At 63.3% G+C, this 23,982-nt stretch carries 19 protein-coding genes; 14 read left to right on the top strand and 5 right to left on the bottom strand.

All coding sequences use genetic code 11. The annotated features are described in order from the left end of the window. Nucleotides 1–110 precede the first annotated feature (110 nt). Nucleotides 111–2,909, top strand: a complete 2,799-nt coding sequence (locus tag ACTJKM_RS01625; protein WP_113133203.1) for an EAL domain-containing protein — start codon at nt 111–113, stop codon at nt 2,907–2,909. Nucleotides 2,910–2,990: 81 nt separating this feature from the next. Here the strand turns inward: ACTJKM_RS01625 and ACTJKM_RS01620 are convergent, their stop codons facing one another. The 3 genes from ACTJKM_RS01620 to groES form a co-directional block, all read right to left on the bottom strand. Next, nucleotides 2,991–3,440 (bottom strand): hypothetical protein, encoded by a 450-nt coding sequence (locus tag ACTJKM_RS01620; protein ID WP_057250878.1) that lies wholly within the window; start codon nt 3,438–3,440, stop codon nt 2,991–2,993. A gap of 529 nt (nt 3,441–3,969) precedes the next feature. Further along, a complete protein-coding gene (gene groL / locus ACTJKM_RS01615) occupies nt 3,970–5,610 on the bottom strand; it encodes a chaperonin GroEL (RefSeq protein ID WP_057250876.1) in 1,641 nt (546 codons plus the stop codon). A gap of 62 nt (nt 5,611–5,672) precedes the next feature. Then, complete coding sequence (gene groES, locus ACTJKM_RS01610) at nt 5,673–5,969, bottom strand: co-chaperone GroES (protein WP_004675403.1); 297 nt, start codon at nt 5,967–5,969, stop codon at nt 5,673–5,675. Nucleotides 5,970–6,403: 434 nt separating this feature from the next. Between groES and ACTJKM_RS01605 the strand changes: the two genes are divergently transcribed. The 5 genes from ACTJKM_RS01605 (at nt 6,404) to ACTJKM_RS01585 (ending at nt 12,648) form a co-directional block, all read left to right on the top strand. Next, nucleotides 6,404–7,252, top strand: coding sequence for a TIGR01459 family HAD-type hydrolase (locus tag ACTJKM_RS01605; RefSeq protein WP_057250874.1), 849 nt, complete (start codon nt 6,404–6,406; stop codon nt 7,250–7,252). 13 nt (nt 7,253–7,265) lie between these two features. Further along, nucleotides 7,266–8,252, top strand: coding sequence for a bifunctional riboflavin kinase/FAD synthetase (locus tag ACTJKM_RS01600; RefSeq protein ID WP_440659879.1), 987 nt, complete (start codon nt 7,266–7,268; stop codon nt 8,250–8,252). Nucleotides 8,253–8,496: 244 nt separating this feature from the next. Continuing rightward, on the top strand, nt 8,497–11,406 hold the full coding sequence (ileS, locus tag ACTJKM_RS01595) for an isoleucine--tRNA ligase (RefSeq protein ID WP_113477628.1): 2,910 nt from the start codon (nt 8,497–8,499) through the stop codon (nt 11,404–11,406). A 127-nt stretch (nt 11,407–11,533) separates the two neighbouring features. Continuing rightward, nucleotides 11,534–12,154 carry a hypothetical protein gene (locus ACTJKM_RS01590; RefSeq protein ID WP_057250871.1) on the top strand — a complete coding sequence of 207 codons (621 nt, stop codon included), beginning with the start codon at nt 11,534–11,536 and terminating at the stop codon, nt 12,152–12,154. 14 nt (nt 12,155–12,168) lie between these two features. After that, nucleotides 12,169–12,648: a GNAT family N-acetyltransferase gene (locus ACTJKM_RS01585; RefSeq protein ID WP_057250869.1), complete on the top strand. Its 480-nt coding sequence runs from the start codon at nt 12,169–12,171 to the stop codon at nt 12,646–12,648. 52 nt (nt 12,649–12,700) lie between these two features. Here the strand turns inward: ACTJKM_RS01585 and ACTJKM_RS01580 are convergent, their stop codons facing one another. Continuing rightward, entirely contained in the window at nt 12,701–13,150 is a 450-nt protein-coding gene (locus ACTJKM_RS01580) for a nucleoside deaminase (protein ID WP_057250867.1), read from the bottom strand. 73 nt (nt 13,151–13,223) lie between these two features. On the opposite strand from ACTJKM_RS01580, the gene ACTJKM_RS01575 reads away from it, so the two are divergent. From ACTJKM_RS01575 to ACTJKM_RS01565, 3 genes are all read left to right on the top strand, one after another. Next, on the top strand, nt 13,224–15,398 hold the full coding sequence (locus tag ACTJKM_RS01575) for a pseudouridine synthase (RefSeq protein WP_058325441.1): 2,175 nt from the start codon (nt 13,224–13,226) through the stop codon (nt 15,396–15,398). 6 nt (nt 15,399–15,404) lie between these two features. Next, nucleotides 15,405–15,965: a 16S rRNA (guanine(966)-N(2))-methyltransferase RsmD gene (gene rsmD / locus ACTJKM_RS01570; protein WP_057250863.1), complete on the top strand. Its 561-nt coding sequence runs from the start codon at nt 15,405–15,407 to the stop codon at nt 15,963–15,965. Nucleotides 15,966–16,111: 146 nt separating this feature from the next. After that, entirely contained in the window at nt 16,112–16,993 is an 882-nt protein-coding gene (locus ACTJKM_RS01565) for a patatin-like phospholipase family protein (protein WP_057250862.1), read from the top strand. A 36-nt stretch (nt 16,994–17,029) separates the two neighbouring features. Here the strand turns inward: ACTJKM_RS01565 and ACTJKM_RS01560 are convergent, their stop codons facing one another. Beyond that, a complete protein-coding gene (locus tag ACTJKM_RS01560) occupies nt 17,030–18,865 on the bottom strand; it encodes a monovalent cation:proton antiporter-2 (CPA2) family protein (protein WP_058325442.1) in 1,836 nt (611 codons plus the stop codon). Nucleotides 18,866–19,011: 146 nt separating this feature from the next. On the opposite strand from ACTJKM_RS01560, the gene ACTJKM_RS01555 reads away from it, so the two are divergent. The 5 genes from ACTJKM_RS01555 (at nt 19,012) to ACTJKM_RS01535 (ending at nt 23,687) form a co-directional block, all read left to right on the top strand. Then, nucleotides 19,012–20,358, top strand: a complete 1,347-nt coding sequence (locus tag ACTJKM_RS01555; RefSeq protein WP_440659898.1) for a TldD/PmbA family protein — start codon at nt 19,012–19,014, stop codon at nt 20,356–20,358. An 82-nt stretch (nt 20,359–20,440) separates the two neighbouring features. After that, nucleotides 20,441–21,256 (top strand): 3'(2'),5'-bisphosphate nucleotidase CysQ, encoded by an 816-nt coding sequence (locus ACTJKM_RS01550; protein ID WP_058320437.1) that lies wholly within the window; start codon nt 20,441–20,443, stop codon nt 21,254–21,256. A 59-nt stretch (nt 21,257–21,315) separates the two neighbouring features. Then, a complete protein-coding gene (locus tag ACTJKM_RS01545) occupies nt 21,316–21,552 on the top strand; it encodes a DUF4170 domain-containing protein (RefSeq protein ID WP_057250859.1) in 237 nt (78 codons plus the stop codon). 91 nt (nt 21,553–21,643) lie between these two features. Then, complete coding sequence (waaA, locus tag ACTJKM_RS01540; RefSeq protein ID WP_440659878.1) at nt 21,644–22,957, top strand: lipid IV(A) 3-deoxy-D-manno-octulosonic acid transferase; 1,314 nt, start codon at nt 21,644–21,646, stop codon at nt 22,955–22,957. 25 nt (nt 22,958–22,982) lie between these two features. Continuing rightward, on the top strand, nt 22,983–23,687 hold the full coding sequence (locus ACTJKM_RS01535; protein WP_057250856.1) for an HAD family hydrolase: 705 nt from the start codon (nt 22,983–22,985) through the stop codon (nt 23,685–23,687). Nucleotides 23,688–23,982: the final 295 nt, after the last annotated feature.

Raw genomic sequence — 23,982 nt, 5'->3', positions numbered from 1 at the left:
GGCCGGAGCGACGATTTATCATTTCCTTAAATCACCTGACGTCAACACAGGCCGCTTAACTGGAGGCGAAAGGTCTCGTTTCCCGGCGGTTGTTGATTTAGGCGATTGCGATGTTCAAGGTTCTTACATGCCTCGTGGTGGAGCATAATCCGAAGCTGGTCGCGTTGGCGGCGCTCATATGCTTCCTGTCCAGCTACGGCGCGGTGGCGCTGTTGCAGCGCGCGCGTGGATCTTCCGGCAAGGCGCGGACGATCTGGGCGGTGGCTGCAGGCATTGCCAGCGGCTTCGGCATCTGGGCCACCCACTTCATCGCCATGCTTGCCTACGACCCCGGGGTCGTCCTTGGCTACCAGACGGACCTGACGGCCCTGTCGTTGGCCGTTGCGATCGTGCTGACCACGACGGCGCTGCTGATCGCGACCTGCGTGCAGGATCGGCAGGCGTGGATTGCCGGCGGCCTGGTGCTCGGCGCCGGTGTTGCCTGCATGCATTTCCTCGGCATGGCGGCCCTCGATGTTCCCGGCAACCTGCGCTGGGACGCCACGCTCGTTGTCGCGTCGATCGTGCTCGGCTCGCTGTTCGACATCGGCGCACTCGGCACGATTGCCTGTATGGGCAAGCCGCTGAAGGCGAAGATCATCGCGACGCTCCTGATGACGCTCGGCATCGTCGCGCTGCACTTCACCGCCATGGGCGCCGTGACGATCGAAGTCGGTCTCATCACCCCGACCTATGAAGGCATGATCCAGCCGCACTTGCTCGCCTTCGTCATTGCCGGAACCGCCTTCTTCCTTCTGTCCCTGGTGCTGGTTGCCGCCGGCTTTGCCCATCATGCCGAGCTCTCCGCCGCCGCAACCGAACGGGAGTTCACGCGCTTCGTCCGCAGCGTGAAGGACTACGCGATCTACATGCTCGACGTCGATGGCCGCGTGGCGAGCTGGAATGCCGGCGCCGAGGCCAACAAGGGTTATGCCGCCGAGGAAATCATCGGCAAGAATTTCGCCTGCTTCTATTCGGACGACGATCAGCGCGATGGCCTGCCGCGCCGCGCGCTTGAGGTTGCCATGGTCGAGGGCAAGTTTGAGAACGAGGGTTGGCGCTATCGCAAGGACGGCTCTCGCTTCTGGGCGCATGTGGTGATCGATCCGTTCTTGGACGAGGAGGGCAAGCACGCCGGCTTCATCAAGATCGTCAAGGACACCACCAAGGCGAAGGCCGATGCCGATCGCATTGCCGAGGTCAGCAACAACCTCGATGTCGCGCTCGAGAACATGTCGCAGGGTATCTGCCTGTTCGATAGCGATGACCGGCTGCTCCTGTCGAACCGACGCTGCCGCGAGATCTTCGGCTTCTCCGAAACGCTTGCCGGCAAAGGCCTGACCTTCCGCGAGATCGTCGATATCGTCTTCGCCCGCATTTACGCCGAGCCCGAAATTGCGCGAGCCAAGGCCGAGGAACTCTATCAGAAACACCGGATCGAAATGGTCGGCAAGGGCGGTGGCGATATCGTCGAGAAGCTCGCCAACGGCCGCTCGATCCTGACCAAGCACCGCACGCTGCCCGATGGTGGCTGGGTCAGCACCTATGAAGACATTACCGAGCGCCTGGATACCGAGGAACAGATCACCTTCCTTGCGCGTCACGACAGCCTGACGGGCCTGCCGAACCGGTTGCAGTTCAGCAGCTACCTCGAAGAGGAACTGGATGCGGCCGCCTGGTTCAACCGCAAGGTTGCCGTCATCGGCATCGACCTCAACAAATTCAAGGAAGTCAACGACCTGCACGGTCATGCCGCCGGCGATTTCGTGCTGGTGACGATTGCCCAGCGCGTGAAGGGCCTGTTGCAGGAAGGCGAGTTCGTGGCGCGCCTCGGCGGCGACGAGTTCGCCGCGGTCAAACGCTTCGAGGAACTGGCCGAACTCAACGACTTCCTGCGGCGGATCGAGAAGAGCTTGCACGAGGAAATGCGCTTCGGCGATTTCGAGCTGAAGTCCGGCGGCAGCATGGGCGTCGCCATCTACCCGCAGGATGCGGAAACGGCCGATACGCTGATCAACAATGCCGACCTTGCGATGTACCGGGCGAAGGCCGCGCTCAACCAGACCGTCTGCTTCTACGAGGTTTCGATGGACGAGGCTGCCCGCCAGCGGCGCGCACTTGCCAACGATCTCTGGGATTCCGTCGACAAGAAGCAGCTTGCTCTGCACTACCAGGTGCAGAAGTCGGTGATGACCGGCGTCGTCATCGGCTACGAGGTGCTCCTGCGCTGGCATCATCCCGAACGCGGCATGGTGCCGCCCAGCGAATTCATTCCACTCGCCGAAGAGTGCGGTGCAATCCTGCCGATCGGCGAGTGGGTGCTGCGCGAAGCCTGCCGCGAGGCGGCTGGCTGGGAGAGCAACCACAAGATCGCGGTCAACCTGTCGCCGGTCCAGCTCGCCAATGGCGATATCGTCAGCCTGGTGCAGGACGTGCTTGCCGAGACCGGGCTCAATCCGAACCGGTTGGAGCTTGAGATCACGGAGTCGACGATCATCGACGACAAGGAGCGCGCGCTGCTGACCCTGCGTCAGATCAAGGAGCTCGGCGTGACGATCGCGATCGACGATTTCGGCACCGGGTACTCGTCGCTTGAAACGCTCCGCTCCTTCCCCTTCGACAAGATCAAGCTCGACAAGAGCTTCATGTGGGAAGTGGAGGGCAGCCCGCAGGCCAAGGCGATCGTCCGCGCCATCCTGGCGCTCGGACAGAGCCTGTCGGTGCCGGTCCTTGCCGAGGGCGTCGAGACGCAGACGCAGCTCGATATCCTGCAGGCGGAAGGCTGCGACGAGGCACAGGGCTATCTGCTCGGCCGGCCGGCCCCGATAACGCTCCTGTTCAGCGGCGACGAAGAGGCGGCCGCCGCCTGATCGGCGGACGTCATCATCGCGAGGGTCGCGTCCATGGCGAGCGCCTTGTCTGCGCGAACTGTCGGCCGGGTCAGGCTTGCGCTATTGCCGCAGCAACGTCCGGCCGGCGCCTTCCACCAGGAAGCGCGGGAAGAAGAAGACACCCGTTATCGTGCCGGAATAGCGCTGTTCGAGGCCTGAGGATTCGCCGATGCAGAACAGCGGCTGTTTCTGGCCGTGCTCTTCGAGTGCGATCGTCGTCGAAAAGCAGAAGGATGAGCAGCTTGTCGCCGCCTGCTCGAAAAGCTCGAGCACGTGGTTGCGGTCGGCTGGGTCGTAGCAGCGCACGAAGTTGAGCAGGCCGCATTCGCCGTCGCGCAGGCCATGGATGGCGGCAGCTTTCTCGCCAAGCCGGAACAGCCCCGTGGACAAGTCGCCCGACCAGCCTTCCGCCGCACAGAACTGTTGCAGGAACTCATGATGTGGCAGGTCGAGGTGCGGCTGTCCCGGAGAGCCGAGGGGAACGGAATTTGCTCTCGTGATCTTGAACACGGTCTACCCCAGCAGCATTCCTGGACATCGTCTTCGACGCCCCAGGAAACACGTCCTATTGTGCAAATTCCGCCCAACCATCAACCAATGCAAGAGTACACGCCACCTATTGCGGGCGTTTGTTCAACTCGAAAGGTCGCGAGATAGTAATGAAGCTCGCCTACGAAGTAATTTCGTCGGGGAGGTCGGCTCAATTTGCGATTAAATACTTATATGCTTTTCGTGATATTCTCGAAGAGGTCTCGGATGTTCGGTTAGTGCGAAAAAGCTTCGGCGATTGTTCGCCCGCTTGAGTTCGCTACCCGATCTCCCATCAATCTCCGCCCACTTGGGGCGCTGTTATAGTTCGTTTTTTTTCGACTTCAACGGTTTTTTGAAACCGGACTACAACCGGCGGCTTTTTTCTGCGGAGAGATTGGCGGGGGGCTCGCCCAGCCGCGAACGGCATTGATAAAAAACGAGAAAGGGCGACCCGAGGGCCGCCCTTCCGATCCGGATGGATCGCTAATGTGAAAAGGCTATCGCCTTATCACATCATGTCCATTCCACCCATGCCGCCCATGCCGCCCGGCATGCCAGCAGGTGCGTCCTTCTTCGGCAGTTCGGCGATCATGGCTTCCGTCGTGACGAGGAGGCCGGCAACCGAAGCTGCGTCCTGAAGGGCGGTGCGAACGACCTTGACCGGGTCGATGATGCCCATGGCGATCATGTCGCCATATTCGCCGGTCTGGGCGTTGTAGCCGAAGTTGTCCTGGTCCTTGTCGAGGATCTTGCCGACAACGATCGAAGCTTCGTCACCAGCGTTCTCTGCGATCTGGCGGGCCGGAGCCTGCAGAGCGCGACGAACGATGTTGATGCCGGCTTCCTGGTCGTCGTTGGCACCCTTGACGGTGATCTTGACGGAAGAACGCAGCAGGGCAACGCCGCCGCCCGGTACGATGCCTTCCTGAACAGCAGCGCGCGTCGCGTTGAGAGCGTCGTCGATGCGGTCCTTCTTTTCCTTCACTTCGACTTCCGTCGAGCCGCCAACGCGGATCACGGCAACGCCGCCAGCGAGCTTGGCAAGACGTTCCTGCAGCTTTTCGCGGTCGTAGTCGGAGGTGGTTTCTTCGATCTGGGCCTTGATCTGGGCAACGCGGCCTTCGATGTCGGCCTTCTGGCCGGCGCCGTCGACGATCGTCGTGTTTTCCTTGGAGATCGAAACCTTCTTCGCACGGCCGAGCATGTCGAGCGTGACGTTTTCGAGCTTGATGCCGAGGTCTTCGGAGATCACGGTGCCGCCCGTCAGGATGGCGATGTCTTCGAGCATGGCCTTGCGGCGATCGCCGAAGCCCGGAGCCTTGACAGCAGCAATCTTCAGGCCGCCACGCAGCTTGTTGACGACGAGCGTTGCAAGAGCTTCGCCTTCTACGTCTTCAGCGATGATCAGGAGCGGCTTGCCGGTCTGAACGACAGCTTCGAGAACCGGGAGCATGGCCTGGAGGTTCGAGAGCTTCTTCTCGTGGAGGAGAACGAAGACGTCGTCGAGGTCAGCGACCATCTTTTCCGGGTTGGTGACGAAGTAGGGGCTGAGGTAGCCGCGGTCGAACTGCATGCCTTCGACGACTTCGAGTTCGGTTTCGGCGGTCTTGGCTTCTTCAACCGTGATGACGCCTTCGTTGCCGACCTTCTGCATCGCTTCAGCAATGTCGAGGCCGATCTGACGCTCGCCGTTTGCCGAGATCGTGCCGACCTGTGCGACTTCTTCCGAAGTGTTGATCTTCTTGGCCTTGGCCTGGAGATCCTTGACGACTTCGGTGACGGCGAGGTCGATACCGCGCTTCAGGTCCATCGGGTTCATGCCGGCAGCAACGGCCTTGGCGCCTTCGCGAACGATCGCCTGGGCAAGAACGGTTGCAGTCGTGGTGCCGTCGCCGGCGATGTCGTTGGTCTTCGAAGCAACTTCGCGGACCATCTGGGCGCCCATGTTTTCGAACTTGTCTTCGAGTTCGATTTCCTTGGCGACCGATACGCCGTCCTTGGTGATGCGCGGAGCGCCGAAGGACTTGTCGATGATGACGTTACGACCCTTCGGGCCGAGCGTGACCTTTACCGCGTCAGCGAGGATGTCGACGCCACGCAGCATCTTTTCGCGCGCGGTGCGGCCGAACTTGATTTCTTTTGCAGCCATTAGAGAAAACTCCCGGGCTCATTGCCCATTGGTTGTCATAAAAAGGGGTGGACGACGGCTGATCAGCCGATGATGCCCATGATGTCGGCTTCCTTCATGATCAGAAGGTCTTCGCCGTTGATCTTGACTTCGGTGCCCGACCACTTGCCGAACAGAACGCGGTCGCCAGCCTTGACGTCGAGAGCAACAACCTTGCCGCTTTCGTCACGGGCGCCCGAACCGACGGCGACGATTTCGCCTTCCTGCGGCTTTTCCTTGGCGGTGTCCGGAATGATGATACCGCCCTTGGTCTTCTCTTCAGACTCGACGCGGCGAACGACGACGCGGTCGTGCAGCGGGCGGAAGTTGGTGCTTGCCATTAGTCTAATCCCTCGATCAAATGACATTACGGATCGCTGATCGACCCGATGGATGGGTGTTAGCACTCTCATTTATCGAGTGCTAGCGATGCCGAGATAAGCCTGGGTATGGGGTGAGTCAAGGATCGGCGCCTAGATTTTTTGCCGGCGGCAGTAGCCTTGGGCGAGCGCAGCAGGCGAGGGCGTAGGCAGCCTAGCCCCATTCTTGGCGAAATGTAGGCGATCGCGTCGACGAATGGCATTGGCGGGATTTTGACGGTTGATAACCGCTACAAAGTGCTTTGGCGAAGCGGGCGGCATCGGCAATGCACTTTTCTTTGACGCCCGACACCGCCGGAATCCTTGGGAGGGGGCGCCTTTTTCGGGCGCCGAGACTTGTAATCTCCTGCCTTCCTTGCCATGCAAGCCGGAAACCGTGTTTGCAGGAAGCCAGAATGGCCGCAAGGATCAACAGTTTTCGGGAAATCGCTGCGCGCTACGACGTGGTGCTGTGCGATGTCTGGGGCGTTCTTCATAACGGCGTGCAGGCCTTTGCCTCCGCTTGCGAGGCGTTGGCCGAGGCGCGTGCCGCCGGCCTGACTGTGGTGCTGATCACCAACTCGCCGCGTCCGCATCCGGGTGTGAAGATCCAGATCCGCGGTCTCGGCGTGCCGGACGAAGCCTACGACCGGATCGTGACCTCGGGCGATGTGACCCGCGCGCTGATCGCCGCCGCCGCCAAAAAGATCTTCTTCATCGGTGCCGAGCGCGACCTGCCGCTGCTCGAAGGCCTGGGAACGCAGATCGTTTCGTCGGAAGATGCTGAGACGGTCGTCTGTGCCGGCTTCTATGACGACGAAACCGAAACGCCGGAGCATTACCGCGCGACGCTGACGGGCCTTGCCAAGCGCAAGATCCCGTTCATCTGTGCCAATCCCGATCTGGTGGTCGAACGCGGCCACCGGCTGATCCCCTGTGCCGGCGCAATCGCCAAGCTCTACGAAGAGCTCGGTGGCGAAGCGCGCATTGCCGGCAAGCCCTATATCGCCATCTACCGTGCGGCGCTGACGGAGGCGAAGGCCGTTCGCGGCGCGCTTGACCTGTCGCGTGTCATCGCCGTTGGCGACGGTATGCCGACGGACGTCAAGGGCGCCCAGGATGCTGGCTTCGATCTGCTCTATATCAGTGCCGGTATCCACGCCCAGGAATACATGAACGAAAGCCGCACCGACGAGGCGAAGCTCGCCGCCTTCCTGAAGAAGGAAGGCGCCTCGCCGAAATATTGGATGCCACGGCTCGCCTGACGGGAAGACGGAGATGACGGTTTTTCATCGCAACGAGACCCGTGATCCGCTTCCGCAGCATCTGCGCGGCGGCGTCGTCGCGATCGGTAACTTCGACGGCGTGCACCGTGGTCACCAATCGGTGCTCAATCGGGCGCTGGAAGAGGCCAAAGCGCGCGGTGTGCCGGCGCTCGTGCTGACCTTCGAGCCGCATCCGAGAACCGTGTTCCGTCCGGAAACCCCGGTCTTCCGGCTGACGCCGGCACCGCTGAAGGCGCGCATCCTCGAAGGCATGGGTTTCGGCGCCGTCATCGAGTATCCGTTCGACCGCACCTTCTCGCAGCTTTCCGCATCGGATTTTATCCACCGTATCCTGCTCGAATGGCTGCACGCCTCGCATGTCGTCACCGGCTTCGATTTCCACTTCGGCAAGGGGCGCGAGGGCGGCCCCGCCTTCCTGATGGCGGCCGGCGGCGATTACGGATTTGGCGTGACGCTCGTCGATGCCTTCCGCGACGAAAACGCATCGGTCATCTCGTCCAGTTACGTGCGCTCGCTGCTTGGCGAAGGGGATGTCTCGCAAGCTGCCGGCATGCTCGGCTATCGCTATCTGGTCGAGGCGGAAGTGATCGGCGGCAAGAAGCTCGGCCGCGAACTTGGCTTTCCCACCGCCAATATGCGGCTTGCACCCGAGGTGGAACTCAGGCCGGGCATCTACGCCGTGCGCTTCCGCCGGGCCGACGGTTCGCTCTATGACGGTGTCGCGAGCTTCGGGCGCCGCCCGACTGTCGATAGCGACGGTGAGCCCTTGCTCGAAACCTTCGTCTTCGACTTTTCGGGCGATCTCTACGGCGAGATCTGTGCGGTCACCTTCTTCGGCTACCTGCGCGACGAACTGAAGTTCGACGGGCTTGATCCGCTGGTGGCGCAGATCCGTCAGGACGAGGCAGAGGCGCGGGCGTTGCTCGCCGGCGTGCAGCCGCTCGGCGACATCGACCGCAAGCTCAACTTCGCCCGATAAAAGATTTCGGCGTTGCTGTGGCGGCGGACCTTTTCAAAAGCCCGAAAACGCCTTAAACAACCGGCCACCATGACCCGGCACCGTCGATTGATCATCGATCAGCGAATTATTGGCCCGGCCTTCCGCGCGCTTTAGTCAGCCGGAAGGTCCGGGATTTCGGCGTTTCCGACGCCCCAGTCATCTCTCGATACCGAGCCCATTTCGTATGCGCGGCCCCTCGCGCGAAGAAGCGATTGCAAAGACCATGACCGACACCGCTGAAAAGATCGACTACTCCTCGACCCTTTATCTGCCGCAGACGGAATTCCCGATGCGCGCCGGCCTGCCGCAGAAGGAGCCGGAAACGGTGGCCCGCTGGCAGCAGATGGGCCTCTACAAGAAGCTGCGCGCATCGGCCGCCGGCCGCGACAAGTTTGTGCTGCATGACGGCCCGCCCTATGCGAACGGCAACATCCACATCGGCCATGCGCTGAACAAGATCCTCAAGGACGTCATCAATCGCTCGTTCCAGATGCGCGGCTTCGACGCCAACTATGTGCCCGGCTGGGACTGCCATGGTCTGCCGATCGAGTGGAAGATCGAAGAGAAGTACCGCGAGAAGGGCCAGAACAAGGACGAGGTCCCGGTCAACGAATTCCGCAAGGAGTGCCGTGACTTCGCCTCCGGCTGGATCCAGGTCCAAGCCGAGGAGTTCAAGCGCCTCGGCATCGAGGGCGACTTCGACAATCCCTACACGACGATGAACTTCCATGCGGAAGCGCGCATCGCTGGCGAACTGATGAAGATCGCCAAGCTCGGCCAACTCTACCGCGGCTCCAAGCCGGTCATGTGGTCGGTCGTCGAGCGCACCGCGCTTGCCGAAGCCGAAGTCGAATATGCCGATGTCGAAAGCGACATGATCTGGGTGAAGTTCCCGGTCACCGAAGGTCCGGACAGCCTTGCCGGCAGCTTTGTCGTAATCTGGACGACCACGCCCTGGACCATCCCGGGCAACCGCGCCATCGCCTTCTCGTCGCGTTATGCCTATGGTCTCTACGAAGTGGCGACCGCCGAGAACGACTTCGGTCCGCAGCCGGGCGAGAAGCTGATCTTCGCCAAGCGCCTTGCGGACGAATCCGCAGCCAAGGCCAAGCTCACCTTCAACTTCGTTCGCGACCTCGAAGCCGACGAGCTGTCGTCGGTCACCTGCGCCCATCCGCTGCATGGTCTCGGCGGCGGCTACGCCTTCAAGGTGCCGCTACTCGACGGCGACCATGTGACCGACGACGCCGGTACGGGCTTCGTGCACACCGCCCCCGGCCACGGTCGCGAGGACTTTGATGCCTGGATGGACAGCGCCCGCGCGCTCGAAGCCCGCGGTATCTCCTCGGCGATCCCGTTCACGGTCGACGATGCCGGCTACTTCACTGCCGACGCCCATGGCTTCGGTCCCGATGCCGAAGGTGGCGCCGGCCGCGTCATCGACGACAAGGGCAAGAAGGGCGACGCCAACGATCGCGTCATCAAGGCGCTGATCGCCCGTCATGCGCTCTTTGCCCGCGGCCGCCTGAAGCATTCCTATCCGCATTCCTGGCGTTCCAAGAAGCCGGTGATCTTCCGCAACACACCGCAATGGTTCGTCTATATGGACAAGGCGTTCGGCGACGGATCGACGCTGCGTTCGCGTGCGCTTTCGGCGATCGACGACACCCGCTTCGTTCCCGGCGCCGGCCAGAACCGCCTGCGCGCGATGATCGAGGGACGCCCGGACTGGGTGCTCTCGCGTCAGCGCGCCTGGGGCGTGCCGATCGCGATCTTTGCCGACGACCAGGGTGAGATCCTGATCGACGAGGCCGTCAACGCCCGCATCCTCGACGCTTTCGAGCAGGAAGGTGCGGACGCCTGGTTTGCCGAAGGTGCCAAGGATCGCTTCCTCGGAAACGACCACGACCACGAAAAGTGGCACCAGGTCATGGACATCCTCGACGTCTGGTTCGATTCCGGTTCGACCCACACCTTTACGCTCGAAGACCGTCCGGACCTGAAGTGGCCGGCCGACGTCTATCTCGAAGGTTCGGACCAGCATCGCGGCTGGTTCCATTCCTCGCTGCTCGAGGCCTGCGCGACGCGCGGCCGCGCGCCCTACAACGCCGTTGTCACCCATGGCTTCACCATGGATGAGAAGGGCGAGAAGATGTCGAAGTCCAAGGGCAACACCGTCACGCCGCAGGAGGTGATGAAGGATGCCGGCGCCGATATCCTGCGCCTGTGGGTGATGACGACGGACTATTGGGAGGATCAGCGTCTCGGCAAGACGATCATCCAGACCAACATCGACGCCTATCGCAAGCTGCGCAACACGGTCCGCTGGATGCTCGGCACGCTTGCCCACGACAAGGGTGAAGAGATCGCCTATGCCGACATGCCGGAACTCGAAAAGCTGATGCTGCATCGGCTGGCGGAACTCGATCAGCTTGTGCGCGAAGGCTACGATGCCTTCGACTTCAAGAAGATCGCCCGTGCGTTGATCGATTTCTCGAACGTCGAGCTCTCGGCTTTCTATTTCGACGTGCGCAAGGACGCGCTCTACTGCGATGCGCCGTCGAGCCTGCGCCGCCGTTCGGCACTCGCCGTCATCCGCAAGCTCTTCGATTGCCTCGTCCTGTGGCTGGCGCCGATGCTGCCGTTCACCTCGGAAGAAGCCTGGCTGTCGCGGAAGCCCGATGCGGTTTCGGTGCATCTCGAACAGTTCCCGGCGATCCCGGCGGAATGGAAGAACGATGCGCTCGAAGCCAAGTGGGACAAGATCCGTACGGTCCGCACCGTTGTCACCGGTGCGCTCGAGATCGAGCGCAAGGACAAGCGCATCGGCTCGTCGCTGGAAGCGGCTCCGGTCGTCTACGTCGCCGATCCGGAACTCTTGAAGGCGCTGGAAGGCCAGGACTTCGCCGAGATCTGCATCACGTCGGGCATCGTGATCGAAGCCGCGGAAGGCCCTGCGGATGCGTTCCGCCTTGCCGACGTGGCCAAGGTGAGCGTCGTGCCGAAGCTTGCCGAAGGCCAGAAATGCGCCCGCTCCTGGCGGATCACGACCGATGTCGGTTCCGACCCGATCTACCCCGACGTGTCGGCCCGTGACGCCGCTGCCTTGCGCGAACTTGGTTTCAAGGCTTAACGCATTGTTACCGGATGAATTGCACTCGTTGCGTTCATCCGGTAAAACCTGCCCGAAATTTGGCGGATTTCTCCGCCATGGGCGCTTGAGTGGCCGCGCTGACCGGTGGCCGGCTGGAAGGAATCTCATGGAAATGACGCGAGAGTTGCGAGTGTTTGCCAGCGTGGCCGCCATTTTGACGAGCGGCCTGGTGCTTTCGGGCTGCATCGGCGGCCCGACCTATGGCACGGACAAGACCGCCGGCGAACAGCTCATGGACGACCTCGGCAGCGTCGCCAGCTTCGGCCCGCCGAAGCGTGATCCGGTCAAGTATCAGCCGCGCCCCGGCCTCGTTCTGCCGCCGTCGGCGCAGCAGACTGCTCTCGTCGAGCCGCAGAAGTCGCTTGCCAGCCGTGAGGCTAACCCGGAATGGGTCGAGTCTCCGGAAGAGGTTCGCAACCGTCTGCGCGAAGAGGCCGACGCGAACAAGAACAACCCGAACTACGTTTCCCCGCTTGCCAAGGCTAGCGCCAACGGCCGCCGGCTCTCGGCCAAGGAGCAGCAGGAAGCTTATCGCGCAGGCCGTAAGATCGAGATGGGCGCCTATTCCGACAAGCGACGCTTCCTCAGCGATCCGCCGCTTGATTACCGCCGCCTGCCGGAGGGTACCGAGACCGAACTCGGCGAGCCGGAGAAGGACAAGGAGCGCCGCCGCAAGAAGGAGGCGCAGATCAAGAATTCCGGCTCCAAGTGGTATTGGCCTTTCTAAGCAGCGCATAAGCCATGACGATCAGCATTCGCGACGCTCGCCCGGAAGACGCGCAGACCATTCTGCGCTTCATCACCGAACTTGCCATCTACGAGAAGGAGCCCGACGCAGTCGAGGCGACGGTCGAGATGTTGCAGGCCTCGCTCTTTGGTCCGGGTTCCATTACCCGCGCCGTGATCTGCGAGAAGGACGGCAAGCCCGCAGGCTTCGCCATGTGGTTCTACAACTATTCGACCTGGCAGGCACGCAAGGGTCTCTACCTTGAGGACCTTTACGTTACGCCGGATTGCCGTGGCTCCGGCGCTGGCAAGATGCTGCTGAAGCATCTGGCGAAAATTGCCGTCAAGGAAGGCTGCGGCCGCTTCGAATGGAGCGTGCTCGACTGGAACGAGCCGGCGATACGGGTCTACGAGGCGGTCGGTGCCGAGCCGATGTCCGAATGGACGCGCTACCGTCTCTCCGGCGCGGCCCTCGAAAGCTTCGCGGCCGACTGAGGCGACCTCAAGAAAATCTGAAACGGGCTCGCGTTCAGAGTCGGGATTGGTTTCACCGCTTGCCGGCGAAGAAATTCCTGAGAAGGTCGGCAGCCTCGCGCTCGGCGAGGCCCGAATAAACGTCCGGCACGTGATGGCAGGTGGGAGAACCGAAGAAGCGCACGCCGCTGTCGACCGCGCCGCCCTTCGGATCGTCCGCGCCGTAGTAGAGGCGGCGGATGCGGGCGAACGAAATCGCCGCGGCGCACATGGTGCAGGGTTCGAGGGTGACGTAGAGATCGGCGCCCGTCAGCCTTTCGTCCTTGAGGACGGCAGCAGCCTCGCGGATGGCGACAATCTCCGCATGTGCAGTCACGTCGTTGAGTTCACGGGTGCGATTGCCGGCGCGGGAGACGATCTGGCCATCGAAAACGACCACGGCGCCGATCGGCACTTCGCCGCGTTCTGCCGCCTTCCTGGCCTCCTCAAGGGCCACATCCATGAAGTGTGTCGTCTCAGCCATCGCTCAAACAATAATTTCTCTTAACCCACGGGCCGCGACCTGATAGGACAGCCGCAAAAGGCAGGCAACACAAATGACATCCAAAGACAAGCCCACACGGCCTGGCGGCAAGTCCGCCGGCCGGGACAAGAAACCGCATTTCGCCGACAAGAAGGCTGGAGCACCGAAAAAGGTTGCAGGCCCGAAGACATTTGGCGCCAAGACCTCCGGACCGAAGGCTGACGGCCCCAAGTCCTTCGGACCAAAGACCGGCGCTTCGCGTCCGGCCAGGGAGCGCCCGAACGCGGCTGCTCCGGGTGTCGACGAACCGCAGCGCATCTCCAAGATCCTGGCGCGCGCCGGCGTCGCCTCGCGCCGCGACGTCGAGCGCATGATCATGGAAGGCCGCATCAAGCTCAACGGCGTCATTCTCGATACGCCGGTCGTCAACGCGACGCTTGCCGATGCGATCGAGGTCGATGGTCAGCCGATCCGCGGCATCGAGCGCACGCGCCTCTGGCTCTACCACAAGCCGGCCGGCCTAGTGACCACCAATGCCGATCCGGAAGGCCGCCCAACCGTATTCGAAAACCTGCCCGACGAACTGCCGCGCGTTCTGTCGATCGGCCGCCTCGACATCAACACCGAGGGCCTGCTGCTTTTGACCAACGATGGTGGTCTTGCCCGTGTGCTCGAACTACCGTCGACCGGCTGGCTGCGCCGCTACCGCGTTCGCGCCCACGGCGAGATCGATCAGGAAGCGCTCGACCGGCTGAAGGACGGCATCGCCGTCGACGGCGTGCTCTATGGCGCGATCGAGGCGACGCTGGACCGGGTGCAGGGCTCGAACGTCTGGATCACCATGGGGCTGCGCGAAGGCAAGAACCGCGAGATCAAGAACGTGCTCGGCGCGCTCGGTCTCGACGTCAACCGCCTCATCCGCATTTCCTATGGACCCTTCCAGCTCGGCGAACTGCCGGAGGGACATGTCCAGGAAATCCGTGGCCGGACGCTCCGCGATCAGCTCGGGCCGCGCCTGATCGAGGATGCCAAGGCAAACTTCGACGCACCGCTTTACAACGATCAGGCAGCGACCGTAGCCGGCGACGCGCCGGAGGATGATACCGCCGATACGCGCCGGCCTGAACGTGCCAACCGCTGGGAAAAGCCGGAGGACAAGCGCGAGCGTGCTCTGGCCCGGCTCGACACGCGTCGCGACGATCGCCGTGACGGCGGCCGCAAGGACGGTCCTCGTGGCAAGGGCGGCTCCCGCGACGACCGTGACGCCAAGTTTGAGGACCGGCCGAAGCGCGCGCCGGCGCAGCGCGCCCGCACCGCCAATGTCTGGATGGCGCCGGGCGCCCGTCCGCTGGCCGAAAAGAAGCCGAAATCCGCTGAAGGCGACGCCACGGAGAAGCCCGCCCGTCGCGAGCGTCCGGAAGGCGCGCCGAAGACCAAGCGCTACGGTCGCAGCAAGGATGGCTTTGCGACGAAGACATCCGGCAAGTTCGACCCGGACCGCAAGGGCGGCTCGCACAGGGACTTCGATCGTCCCGCTGCGGCCGCGCCGGTCAAGCGTCGCGACGAAGAGGGCGAATGGATCAGCGCCAGCGAGCCTGCCCGTCGCGGCAAGGACGAGGGCCGGGATGGCGGCTTCGGTCGGCGCAAGGCGGGCGACGCGGGAGACCGCAGGTCGCGCGATCACGGTGACCGTCCTGCGCGCCGTGAAGGCGGCGACCGTCCTGCTCGTTCTGAAGGCGGGCCGCGCAGCTTCTCCGACAAGCCGCGGTTCCCGCGCGCCGATGGCGACCGGCCTGCCCGCCGCGAAGGTGGCGACCGCCCGCGTGGTGATCGACCTGCCCGCTCCGAGGGTGGTCCACGCAGCTATTCCGACAAGCCGAGGACCCCGCGTGCCGAGGGCGATCGTCCGCCACGCCGCGAAGGTGGAGACCGACCGTTCGGTGATCGGCCTGCCCGCGCCGACGGCGGCCCGCGCAGCTATTCCGACAAGCCAAGAGCCCCACGCGCCGAGGGCGATCGTCCGCCGCGCCGTGAAGGCGGGGACCGTCCGTTCGGCGATAAACCCCGCGGCAAGTCCTTCGGGGGCAAGCCGTCCGGTGGAAAGTCCTTTGGCGAACGCACTGGCGGTCCGCGCGGTGGCAAGCCCGGCGGCGGCAAACCCGGCGGTGGGCGCCCCGGCGGCGCTGGACGCTCCGGTGGTGGCGGACGCCCGGCCGGCGGCGGCAAGCCGCGCGGCAGAGGAAACTAAGCGGCGGTGCGTATCGTCGGTGGAGAGTTTCGGGGGCGCAGCCTTGCGACCCCCAAGTCCAACGATATCCGTCCGACCACGGACCGGACGCGCGAAAGCCTGTTCAACATCCTGAGCCATTCCTATCCGGAGGCGCTCGACGGCACCCGTGTGCTCGACCTTTTTGCGGGGACCGGCGCCGTTGGCTTCGAGGCTCTCTCACGCGGGTGCCGGCAGGCACTCTTCGTCGAGCAGGGCGTCGAGGGCAGGGGACTTCTGCAGACGAACATCGAAACGCTCGGCCTCCAGGGCCGAGCCAAGGTCTTCCGCCGTGACGCCACCAGCCTCGGCGGCGTCGGCACGATGGAGCCGTTTCATCTGGTTTTCGCCGATCCGCCCTACGCGAAGGGTCTCGGCGAGAAGGCGCTGGAATCTGCCGCCGCCGGCAATTGGCTCGTCCCCGATGCACTGGTGATCCTCGAAGAGCGGGCGGACGTTCAGCCCGCGCCGACGGCCGTGTTCGAGCGGCTCGATGTCAGAGCCTTCGGCGATACACGCATGCATTTCTACCGCTTCCGCGGTGCCTGACCGTCATATTTTCGATTTCTTTGCGAAGATAGGCTGACGCCGACCATACACGTTTCCTTATCCCGCGCCTTACGGCGACCTTCTGCATAATTTGTCCTTAAAATGATTCCGCTTTAGGGAATCATGCAGAAGCGGAGGACATGCCGATGAAGCAGGATCTTTCGATGACGAAGGCGCCGACGCAGGTGACGAGCCAACCGACGGTGGCCCTGGCGCTTGGCGGCGGCGGCGCGCGCGGGCTTGCGCATATTCACGTCATCGAGGCCCTGGACGAGCTCGGCATTCGCCCGGTGGCGATCGCCGGCTCTTCGATAGGCGCAATCATGGGTGCCGGCATGGCGGCCGGCATGCGCGGCGAAGAGATCAGGGGCCACACGCTCTCGACCATCGGCCATCGCCGCGAGGTCCTCAATCGGCTCTGGCAATTGCGGCCGTCGAGCCTTTCCGAAGCCATGGCGAACGGTTTTCGTTTCGGGCAATTCAATGTCGAGCGCGTTCTCAGGGCTTTTCTGCCCGAGGCCATTCCGCCGAAGTTCTCGGATCTAGGCATTCCGCTCAAGGTGGTCGCTACCGACTATTACGGCCAGACAGAACATATCTGCGAAAAGGGTGACCTGTGGCAGGCGCTGGCTGCCTCCGCTGCCCTGCCGGCGATCTTCATCCCGGTGAAGATCGGCGGGCGCGTGATGATCGACGGCGGCATCTACAACCCTATCCCCTTCGATCATCTGCGCGGCCTGGCGGACATCGTCATCGCCGTCGACGTCGTCGGTGGTCCTGACGGCGACGGCAAGACGATCCCGAGCCGCATCGACAGCCTGTTCGGTGCGAGCCAGTTGATGATGCAGTCGATCATCGCGATGAAGCTCAAGGAAGGGGCACCGGATATCCTGCTGCGCCCCGATGTCGGCCGCTACCGGGTGATGGATTTTCTGCGGGCCCAGGACGTGCTGAACGGAACCGTCGCCATCAAGGACCAGCTGAAACGGGCGCTCGACGAGCGGATGCGGGCGCCGACGCTCAAGTGAACGCCGACGACTGAGGGGCGGTTCGCCTGAGCGAGACTACGCGCTCTCGCGCTCGTCGGCAGGAAGCCCCGGCAGGATCCGTTCGCCCGTCTCCTGGGAGTGATCGACCTCGCGCTTCGGCTTGACCAGCGGCTCCGGTCGGACGGGACGCGAATGCAGCATGTCGCGACCGGCTGTGATGCCTTCGGCCTCCTGCAGCACGAGCCGGGCCTCGTCGCGCTTGCGGATGTCGTCCATGATGGCGATTGCCTCGTCGTCGCCGACCCCCAAAGCCTCCAGTGTCTTGCGGCCGAAGAGCAGGCCGGACTCGAAAGTCTCGCGCAATTCGTAGTCGACGCCTTTGGCGCGCAGTTCCAGCGTATGCAGGCGGTCGTAGGAGCGGGCGTAGATGCGTGCATTTGGGTATTCGGACTGCACGAGGTCGATGATGTGGTCGGTCGTTTCCTTCTTCTGGGTACAGACGGCGACGATCTTGGCCCGTTCGATGCCGGCGGCGCGCAGCACGTCGAGACGATTGCCGTCGCCGAAATAGATGCGGAAGCCGAAGGTCGCGGCCTGGCGCACGCGCGCGGCCGAATGGTCGATGATCGTCACGTCGCGACCGCCGGCGAGCAGGATTTGCGCGGCGATCTGGCCGAAGCGGGAGAAGCCGATCATCAGCACGTCGGCATTGGCGCCGTCGAAATCTTCCTCGATCTCCTCGTCCATCTCATCCTGTTCGCGCATCAGCTTTGCGGCCAGCATGGAGGCAAGCGGCGTCAGCGCCATCGACAGTGTCACGATCGCAACCAGTAACGAGGCGTCGCCATCCGAGAAGACGCCAGCGGTTGCCGCCGCGGTGAACAGCACGAAGCCGAATTCTCCGCCCTGCGGCAGCAGCAGGCTGATGCGCACCGCGTCGTTGTGGTGGGATCCGGTGAGCCGGCAGAGCCAGTAGAGCACCAGGCTCTTCAGCGCCATCAAGAGCGGCACGGCGATGATGATCAGCTGGTAGCGCTCGACGATGACGCCAAGCTCCAGCGACAGACCGACGGCCATGAAGAACAGCGCCTGCAGGATACCGCGGAACGGTTCGATATCCGCTTCGAGTTCATGGCGATAGGAGGATTCCGCCAAGAGCACGCCCGCGAGGAAGGCACCCATCGCCATGGAGAGGCCGGCAAGCTGCATCATGGTCGCCGCGCCCATGACGACGAGCAGGGCCGCTGCGATCATGACGTCGCGGGCGCCCGTGCGGCCGATGATCTGGAACAGGGGGTTCACGAGGTAGCGCCCGGCAGCAAAGAGCACGACGATCGCTGTGGTGGCGATCGCAAAATCCTCGAGCGGCGGTGTCGTATCCTCAGGCGCTTGCGCCGCCATAAGCGGGATCAGCGCCAGCAGCGGCACGATCGCGAGATCCTGCAGCAGGAGAATGGAGAAGGATCGCTGCCCGTAGCGGGTGTTGCGGTCGTTGCCCTCGTCGAGGATCTGCATGGCAAAGGCGGTCGACGACAGCGCCAGGCCGAAGCCGGCGATGATGCTGCCGCCCTGGCCGAGAAGCCCGAGGGCATAGATCATCGAAGAGAGCACGATGCCGGTCAGCACGACTTGCGCCGTGCCGAGGCCGAAGATATCGCGCCGCATCTGCCAGAGACGTGACGGTTTCAATTCGAGCCCGATGATGAACAGCAGGAACACGACGCCGAGCTCCGAGACATGCAGGATCTGCTCGCCGTCGGTGATGCTTTGGGCGACCGGACCGATGAGTACGCCGGCGCAGAGATAGCCGAGGATAGTGCCGAGGCCGAGCCGCTTGAAGATTGGTGCGGCGACCACTGCGCCGCCGAGCAGCATCAGCGCCTGAGAATAGATGATCGGTGTCGTTGCCATGCCTGCGGCTTTCACTATTGGGCACCCGGCCCCGATGAGGGAGCTTTCGAGAGCGGTCATTTGCGGTGTATGGGCGGGAATCAGGCCGATGCCCTTGATGCCTGCGTCACTGCACAATAAATGGGGCAGGAATGAAAGGCTACATCATGTCAGACACGATCGATTCTGCCGACCTCGAAAAACGCGCCTCCGAACTCGTGGACCTCGCCCGCAAGGCCGGCGCCGATGCGGCGGATGCGGTGGTGGTACGCGGGCGCTCCCGTTCTGTCTCCGTGCGCCTCGGCAAGGTCGAAGCGACGGAAGCCTCCGAAAGCGACGATTTCTCGCTGCGAGTATTCGTCGGGCGACGCGTCGCCAGCGTTTCGGCCAATCCGGGCTTTGATCTGAAGCTGCTCGCCGAACGCGCCGTCGCCATGGCCAAGGCTTCGCCGGAGGATCCCTTTGCCTCGCTCGCCGATGCGGACCGGCTGGCAAGCTCCTATCCCGACCTCGACCTCTTCGACCCCACCGCCGTTTCCACGGATTCGTTGACGGAAGCGGCATTGGCTGCCGAAGAGGCAGCACTTGCGGTCTCAGGCGTCACCAACTCCAGCGGTGCCGGCGCTTCGGCCGGCATGGGCGGTCTGGTTCTCGTTACCTCGCACGGTTTCTCCGGCTCCTACATGGCGACCCGTTTCGGTTGCTCCGTCAGCGCGATTGCCGGCGAAGGCACGAAGATGGAGCGCGACTACGATTTCGACAGCCGCCTCTATGTCGGTGATCTCCGGCCGGCCGAGGAGATCGGCCGCCTTGCGGGCGAACGTGCGGTCGCGCGCCTCAATCCGCGCCAGGTGCCGACGGCCAAGAACGTCACCGTCGTCTTCGATCCGCGCATGGCGCGCGGCTTCGTCGGCCATCTGGCGGGCGCGATCAACGGTGCGGCCGTCGCCCGCAAGACGAGCTTCCTGCGTGACCGGATGGGCAAGCAGGTGATGAAGGCGGGTCTTTCTGTGACCGACGACCCGCTGATCGTGCGCGGCTCTTCTTCGCGTCCCTTCGACGGCGAAGGTGTCAGCGGCGAAAAGCTCGTGATGGTCGAGGACGGTGTGCTGAACCATTGGTTCCTGTCGACCTCGGCAGCGGCCGAACTCGGTCTGGAGACCAACGGCCGCGGTGTGCGCGGCGGCCCGACGGTCAACCCGGCCTCGACCAATCTGGCGCTCGAGCCGGGTTCGATCTCGCGTGAGGATCTGATCCGCGGTGTCGGCAACGGCTTCTACGTGACCGAACTGATCGGCCACGGCGTCAACATGGTGACCGGCGAATACAGCCGCGGCGCCTCCGGCTTCTGGATCGAGAACGGCGAACTCACCTTTGCCGTTTCGGAGGTGACGATCGCCTCCAATCTCAAGGACATGTTCATGGCATTGACGCCGGCAGACGACATCGATCGCAAGTTCGGCGTTGCCGCACCAACGCTTGCCATCGAGGGCATGACGCTCGCTGGTCTCTAAACAGGCCGAAGACAAACCGGCGCGGGGACCCGCGCCGATCCGGCTCTCGTGCTATAGGAGAGGCGGGCTGACGGGGTTTTGAATGTTTGACACAGCACCATCGGGCGCGGACTGGAAGCCGGATCTCGAGTTGATCCGCGCCGCCGCGGTCGTCGCCGGGGAAACGGCGCTCGGTTATTTTCGCAAATCGCCCGACGTCCGCTGGAAGAACGAGGGCCGCTCGCCGGTCAGCGAAGCGGATCTGGCGGCAAACGATGTGCTGAAGACGCGGCTGCTTGCGGCGCGGCCCCACTACGGCTGGCTGTCGGAAGAGACCGACGACGACTCCAGCCGCCTGACCCGGGAAACGGTCTTCGTCGTCGATCCGATCGACGGCACGCGTGCCTTCATCGCCGGCAAGGAGCTCTGGTGCGTCAGTGTTGCCGTCGTCCACCGGGGGCAGCCCGTCGCCGGCGTCCTCTATGCTCCGGCGCTTGACGAACTCTTCGAGGCGGTCGCCGGCGGTAGCGCGCTGAAGAACGGCACGGCGATCTCGGTGCGAGAGGCAAAGGCCGGGGAAATGCTGCATCTGGCGGCCGCCGAAGATACGGTCGGCAAGCTTCCGGCCGTCTATCGCAACACCGTCACGCGCGTGCCGCATGTTCCGTCGCTTGCCTATCGGCTGGCCATGGTTGCCGACGGGCGGATCGACGGTACGCTGGTGAAGAAGAATTCCCATGATTGGGATCTGGCTGCGGCCGATCTCATTCTCGCCCGGGCCGGTGGCGCGCTCGTCGATCTCGACGAGCAGCCCTTGTCCTACAATCGCTCCAGCGTTGTTCACGGCGTTCTCTGCGCAGCGGCAAAGCCGCTCTTGCCAGGCCTGATCGCCGCATCGCGGTCGATGGAGCCCCATTGACCTTTGGGGCCGAATGCCTCAAATCAACGCCCATACCCAAAAAGAAAAATGGAATTCCGATGGCTCACGAATCCGAGAAGAAACAACGTCTGCACCTCGTCTTTGGCGGTGAACTCACCACGCTGACGGACGTCCACTTCCGCGATCTGGACAAGCTCGATATCGTCGGCATCTACCCGGACTACGATAGCGCTCTCGTTGCCTGGAAATCCAAGGCGCAGATGACCGTCGACAACGCTCACATGCGCTATTTCATCGTCCACATGCATCGTCTGCTCGACCCGGAAAACGGCTGATGCCGATGAGGTCGGGATGCGCGGCGCAAACCCGCATGCCAGTCGCCCCTAAGTTTCTCGCCGCTGAGACGGCTGGGGAAGGTGTCTCGTCATGAGCAGCTTTCGCGCGCGCCTGGCGCTCTCCAGCTATCGCTGGATCGGCTCGGCCATCTATCCCCTGGTTTGGTCCTACCTTGCCATTCGCGCGGCGAAGGGCAAGGAGGATCCGGCTCGCCGTCGCGAGCGCTACGGCCATGCGAGCGCACCGCGGCCGCAAGGCCCGCTCGTCTGGTTTCACGCCGCCAGTGTCGGCGAGACCAATGCGGTCATCCCATTGATCAAGGAAATCCGCAGGCGCGGCATCAATGTCGTGCTGACGACGGGTACGATGACCTCGGCACGTGTCGTTGCCCAGCGCCTGGGAACAGGCGTCATCCACCAGTATGTCCCGCTCGATTTCAAGCCGGCGGTCAGCCGGTTTCTGAACTATTGGGAGCCGGATCTCGCGATCATCGCCGAGTCCGAAATCTGGCCGATGACCATCCTGGAGCTCGGCCGGCGCCATATTCCGCAGGTTCTGGTGAACGGCCGTCTGTCCGATCGCACCTTCGCCCGGTGGAAGCGGCGGCCGGCGCTTGCCGACGCGCTTTTTGAAAACCTGGCGCTGGTCATCGCGCAGTCCGACGTCGATGCGGAGCGCTTCCGCACGCTCGGCGCGCTGCCGGTCATGGTCTCCGGCAATCTGAAGGTCGACACTGATGCGCCGCCGCATGATCCGCTGGCGCTGAAGGAGTATGAGCAGCAGATCGGCACGCGGAAGACCTGGGCGGCGATCTCGACCTTCGACGGCGAGGAAAACGCTGCCGGCGTCGTGCACCGCGCGCTGAAGGAACGCACCGGCCTCCTGACGATCATCGTGCCGCGCCATCCCGAGCGCGGCGATGCGATCGAGGCGGCGCTGACGGCCAAGGGCCTGAAGGTCGCGCGCCGCACGCGGCGTGATCCGCTGACGCCGGATGTCGATGTCTTCCTCGGCGACACCATCGGTGAAATGGGCCTCTATCTGCGCCTGACCGAAGTCGCCTTTGTCGGCCGCTCGCTCTTTGCCGAAGGCGGCCAGAACCCGCTGGAGCCGGCGATGCTCGGCTGCGCTATCCTGTCCGGCGGCAATGTGCAAAATTTTCGCGAGACTTATCAGACGCTTGCAAAGAACGGCAGCGCCAAGATCGTGCGCGACGTCGAGATGCTGGCGAAGGGCGTCAACTATCTGCTCGCCAACGACGACATGCGTCGCTCGATGATCGATGCCGGCCTCGAAACCGTGCAAGAGATGCGCGGCGCTCTGTCGGCGACGATGAAGGGGCTCGAGCCCTATATCAATCCGCTCATCGTCAAGGCGCGTCTCAATCCCCCGACCGAAAGCTGACACAAACAGGAGACGATCCCTCATCATGACCGCACCCAAGGCCATAGCCGGCATCCTGTTCGACAAGGACGGAACCCTGCTCGACTACGCAAAGAGCTGGGTGCCGGTGAACTATGAGCTGGCACGGCTTGCGGCCAAGGGTGATGAGGCATTGGCCCGCGTATTGCTGAAAGCGGGCGGCATGGACGCCGACACCGGCCATGTACTGCCTGACAGCCTGCTTGCGGCGGGCAACACGGTTGAGATCGCGACCGGTTTCGTGGGGGCGGGCGCGCCCTTTACCGTGGCGGATCTCACCACCCTGTTCGACAGCCTGTTCGCGCGCTCGGCGGAATATGCCGTCCCGGTCACCGATCTTGGCACATTCTTCGCCGGTCTGCATGCCAAGGGCTATCGGCTTGGGGTCGCCTCCAGCGACAACGAAAAATCGATCCGCGAGACCGCCAAACGCTTCGGTTTCGATGGTTACCTGCATTATGTAGCGGGTTATGACAGCGGCTACGGCGTCAAGCCGGAGCCTGGCATGGTGCTCGGCTTTTGTGCCGCAACAGGCTTGGAGCCGCATCAGGTCGTCGTCGTCGGCGACAACAATCACGACATGCACATGGGCCGCAGTGCCGGCGTCGGCATGACGGTCGCGGTGCTGACCGGGACCGGTTCGCGCCAGTCGCTCGCGGCGGCTTCGGACCATTGCCTTGCCGACATCACCGAACTTGAGGCTGTCCTCTAGAGCGCCGTGTGTTCAGATGAACGCACTAAGGACGCTCTAGCACTTTGTTTCTAGAGCATCTTTCCGCTTTCACGTGATTCCGCTTGAAAGCGGGACGCTCTAGTCGCAAATCCGGGAAAAGCGTGAAGCACTTGTCTGTCGGCAGGCCATTCTGCCGCGCGGCCGCCGGCCCAGGTCGCTGCAATCGTATCCATAGCTTGCGTTTTTTCACATTCTGACGTTTTTTGGGCGATCCGCCGGCTTCCGGCGGCAAGAACGACATATGTCCTCCCGGAGCGGATGGACGACACCGGCT

It is taken from the genome of Ensifer sp. 22460, assembly GCF_052044935.1.
In the GTDB taxonomy this organism is placed as follows: Bacteria; Pseudomonadota; Alphaproteobacteria; order Rhizobiales; family Rhizobiaceae; genus Ensifer.
The sequence above is the reverse complement of the archived record's forward strand: the minus strand, read 5'-3'. Positions and strand labels throughout refer to the sequence as shown.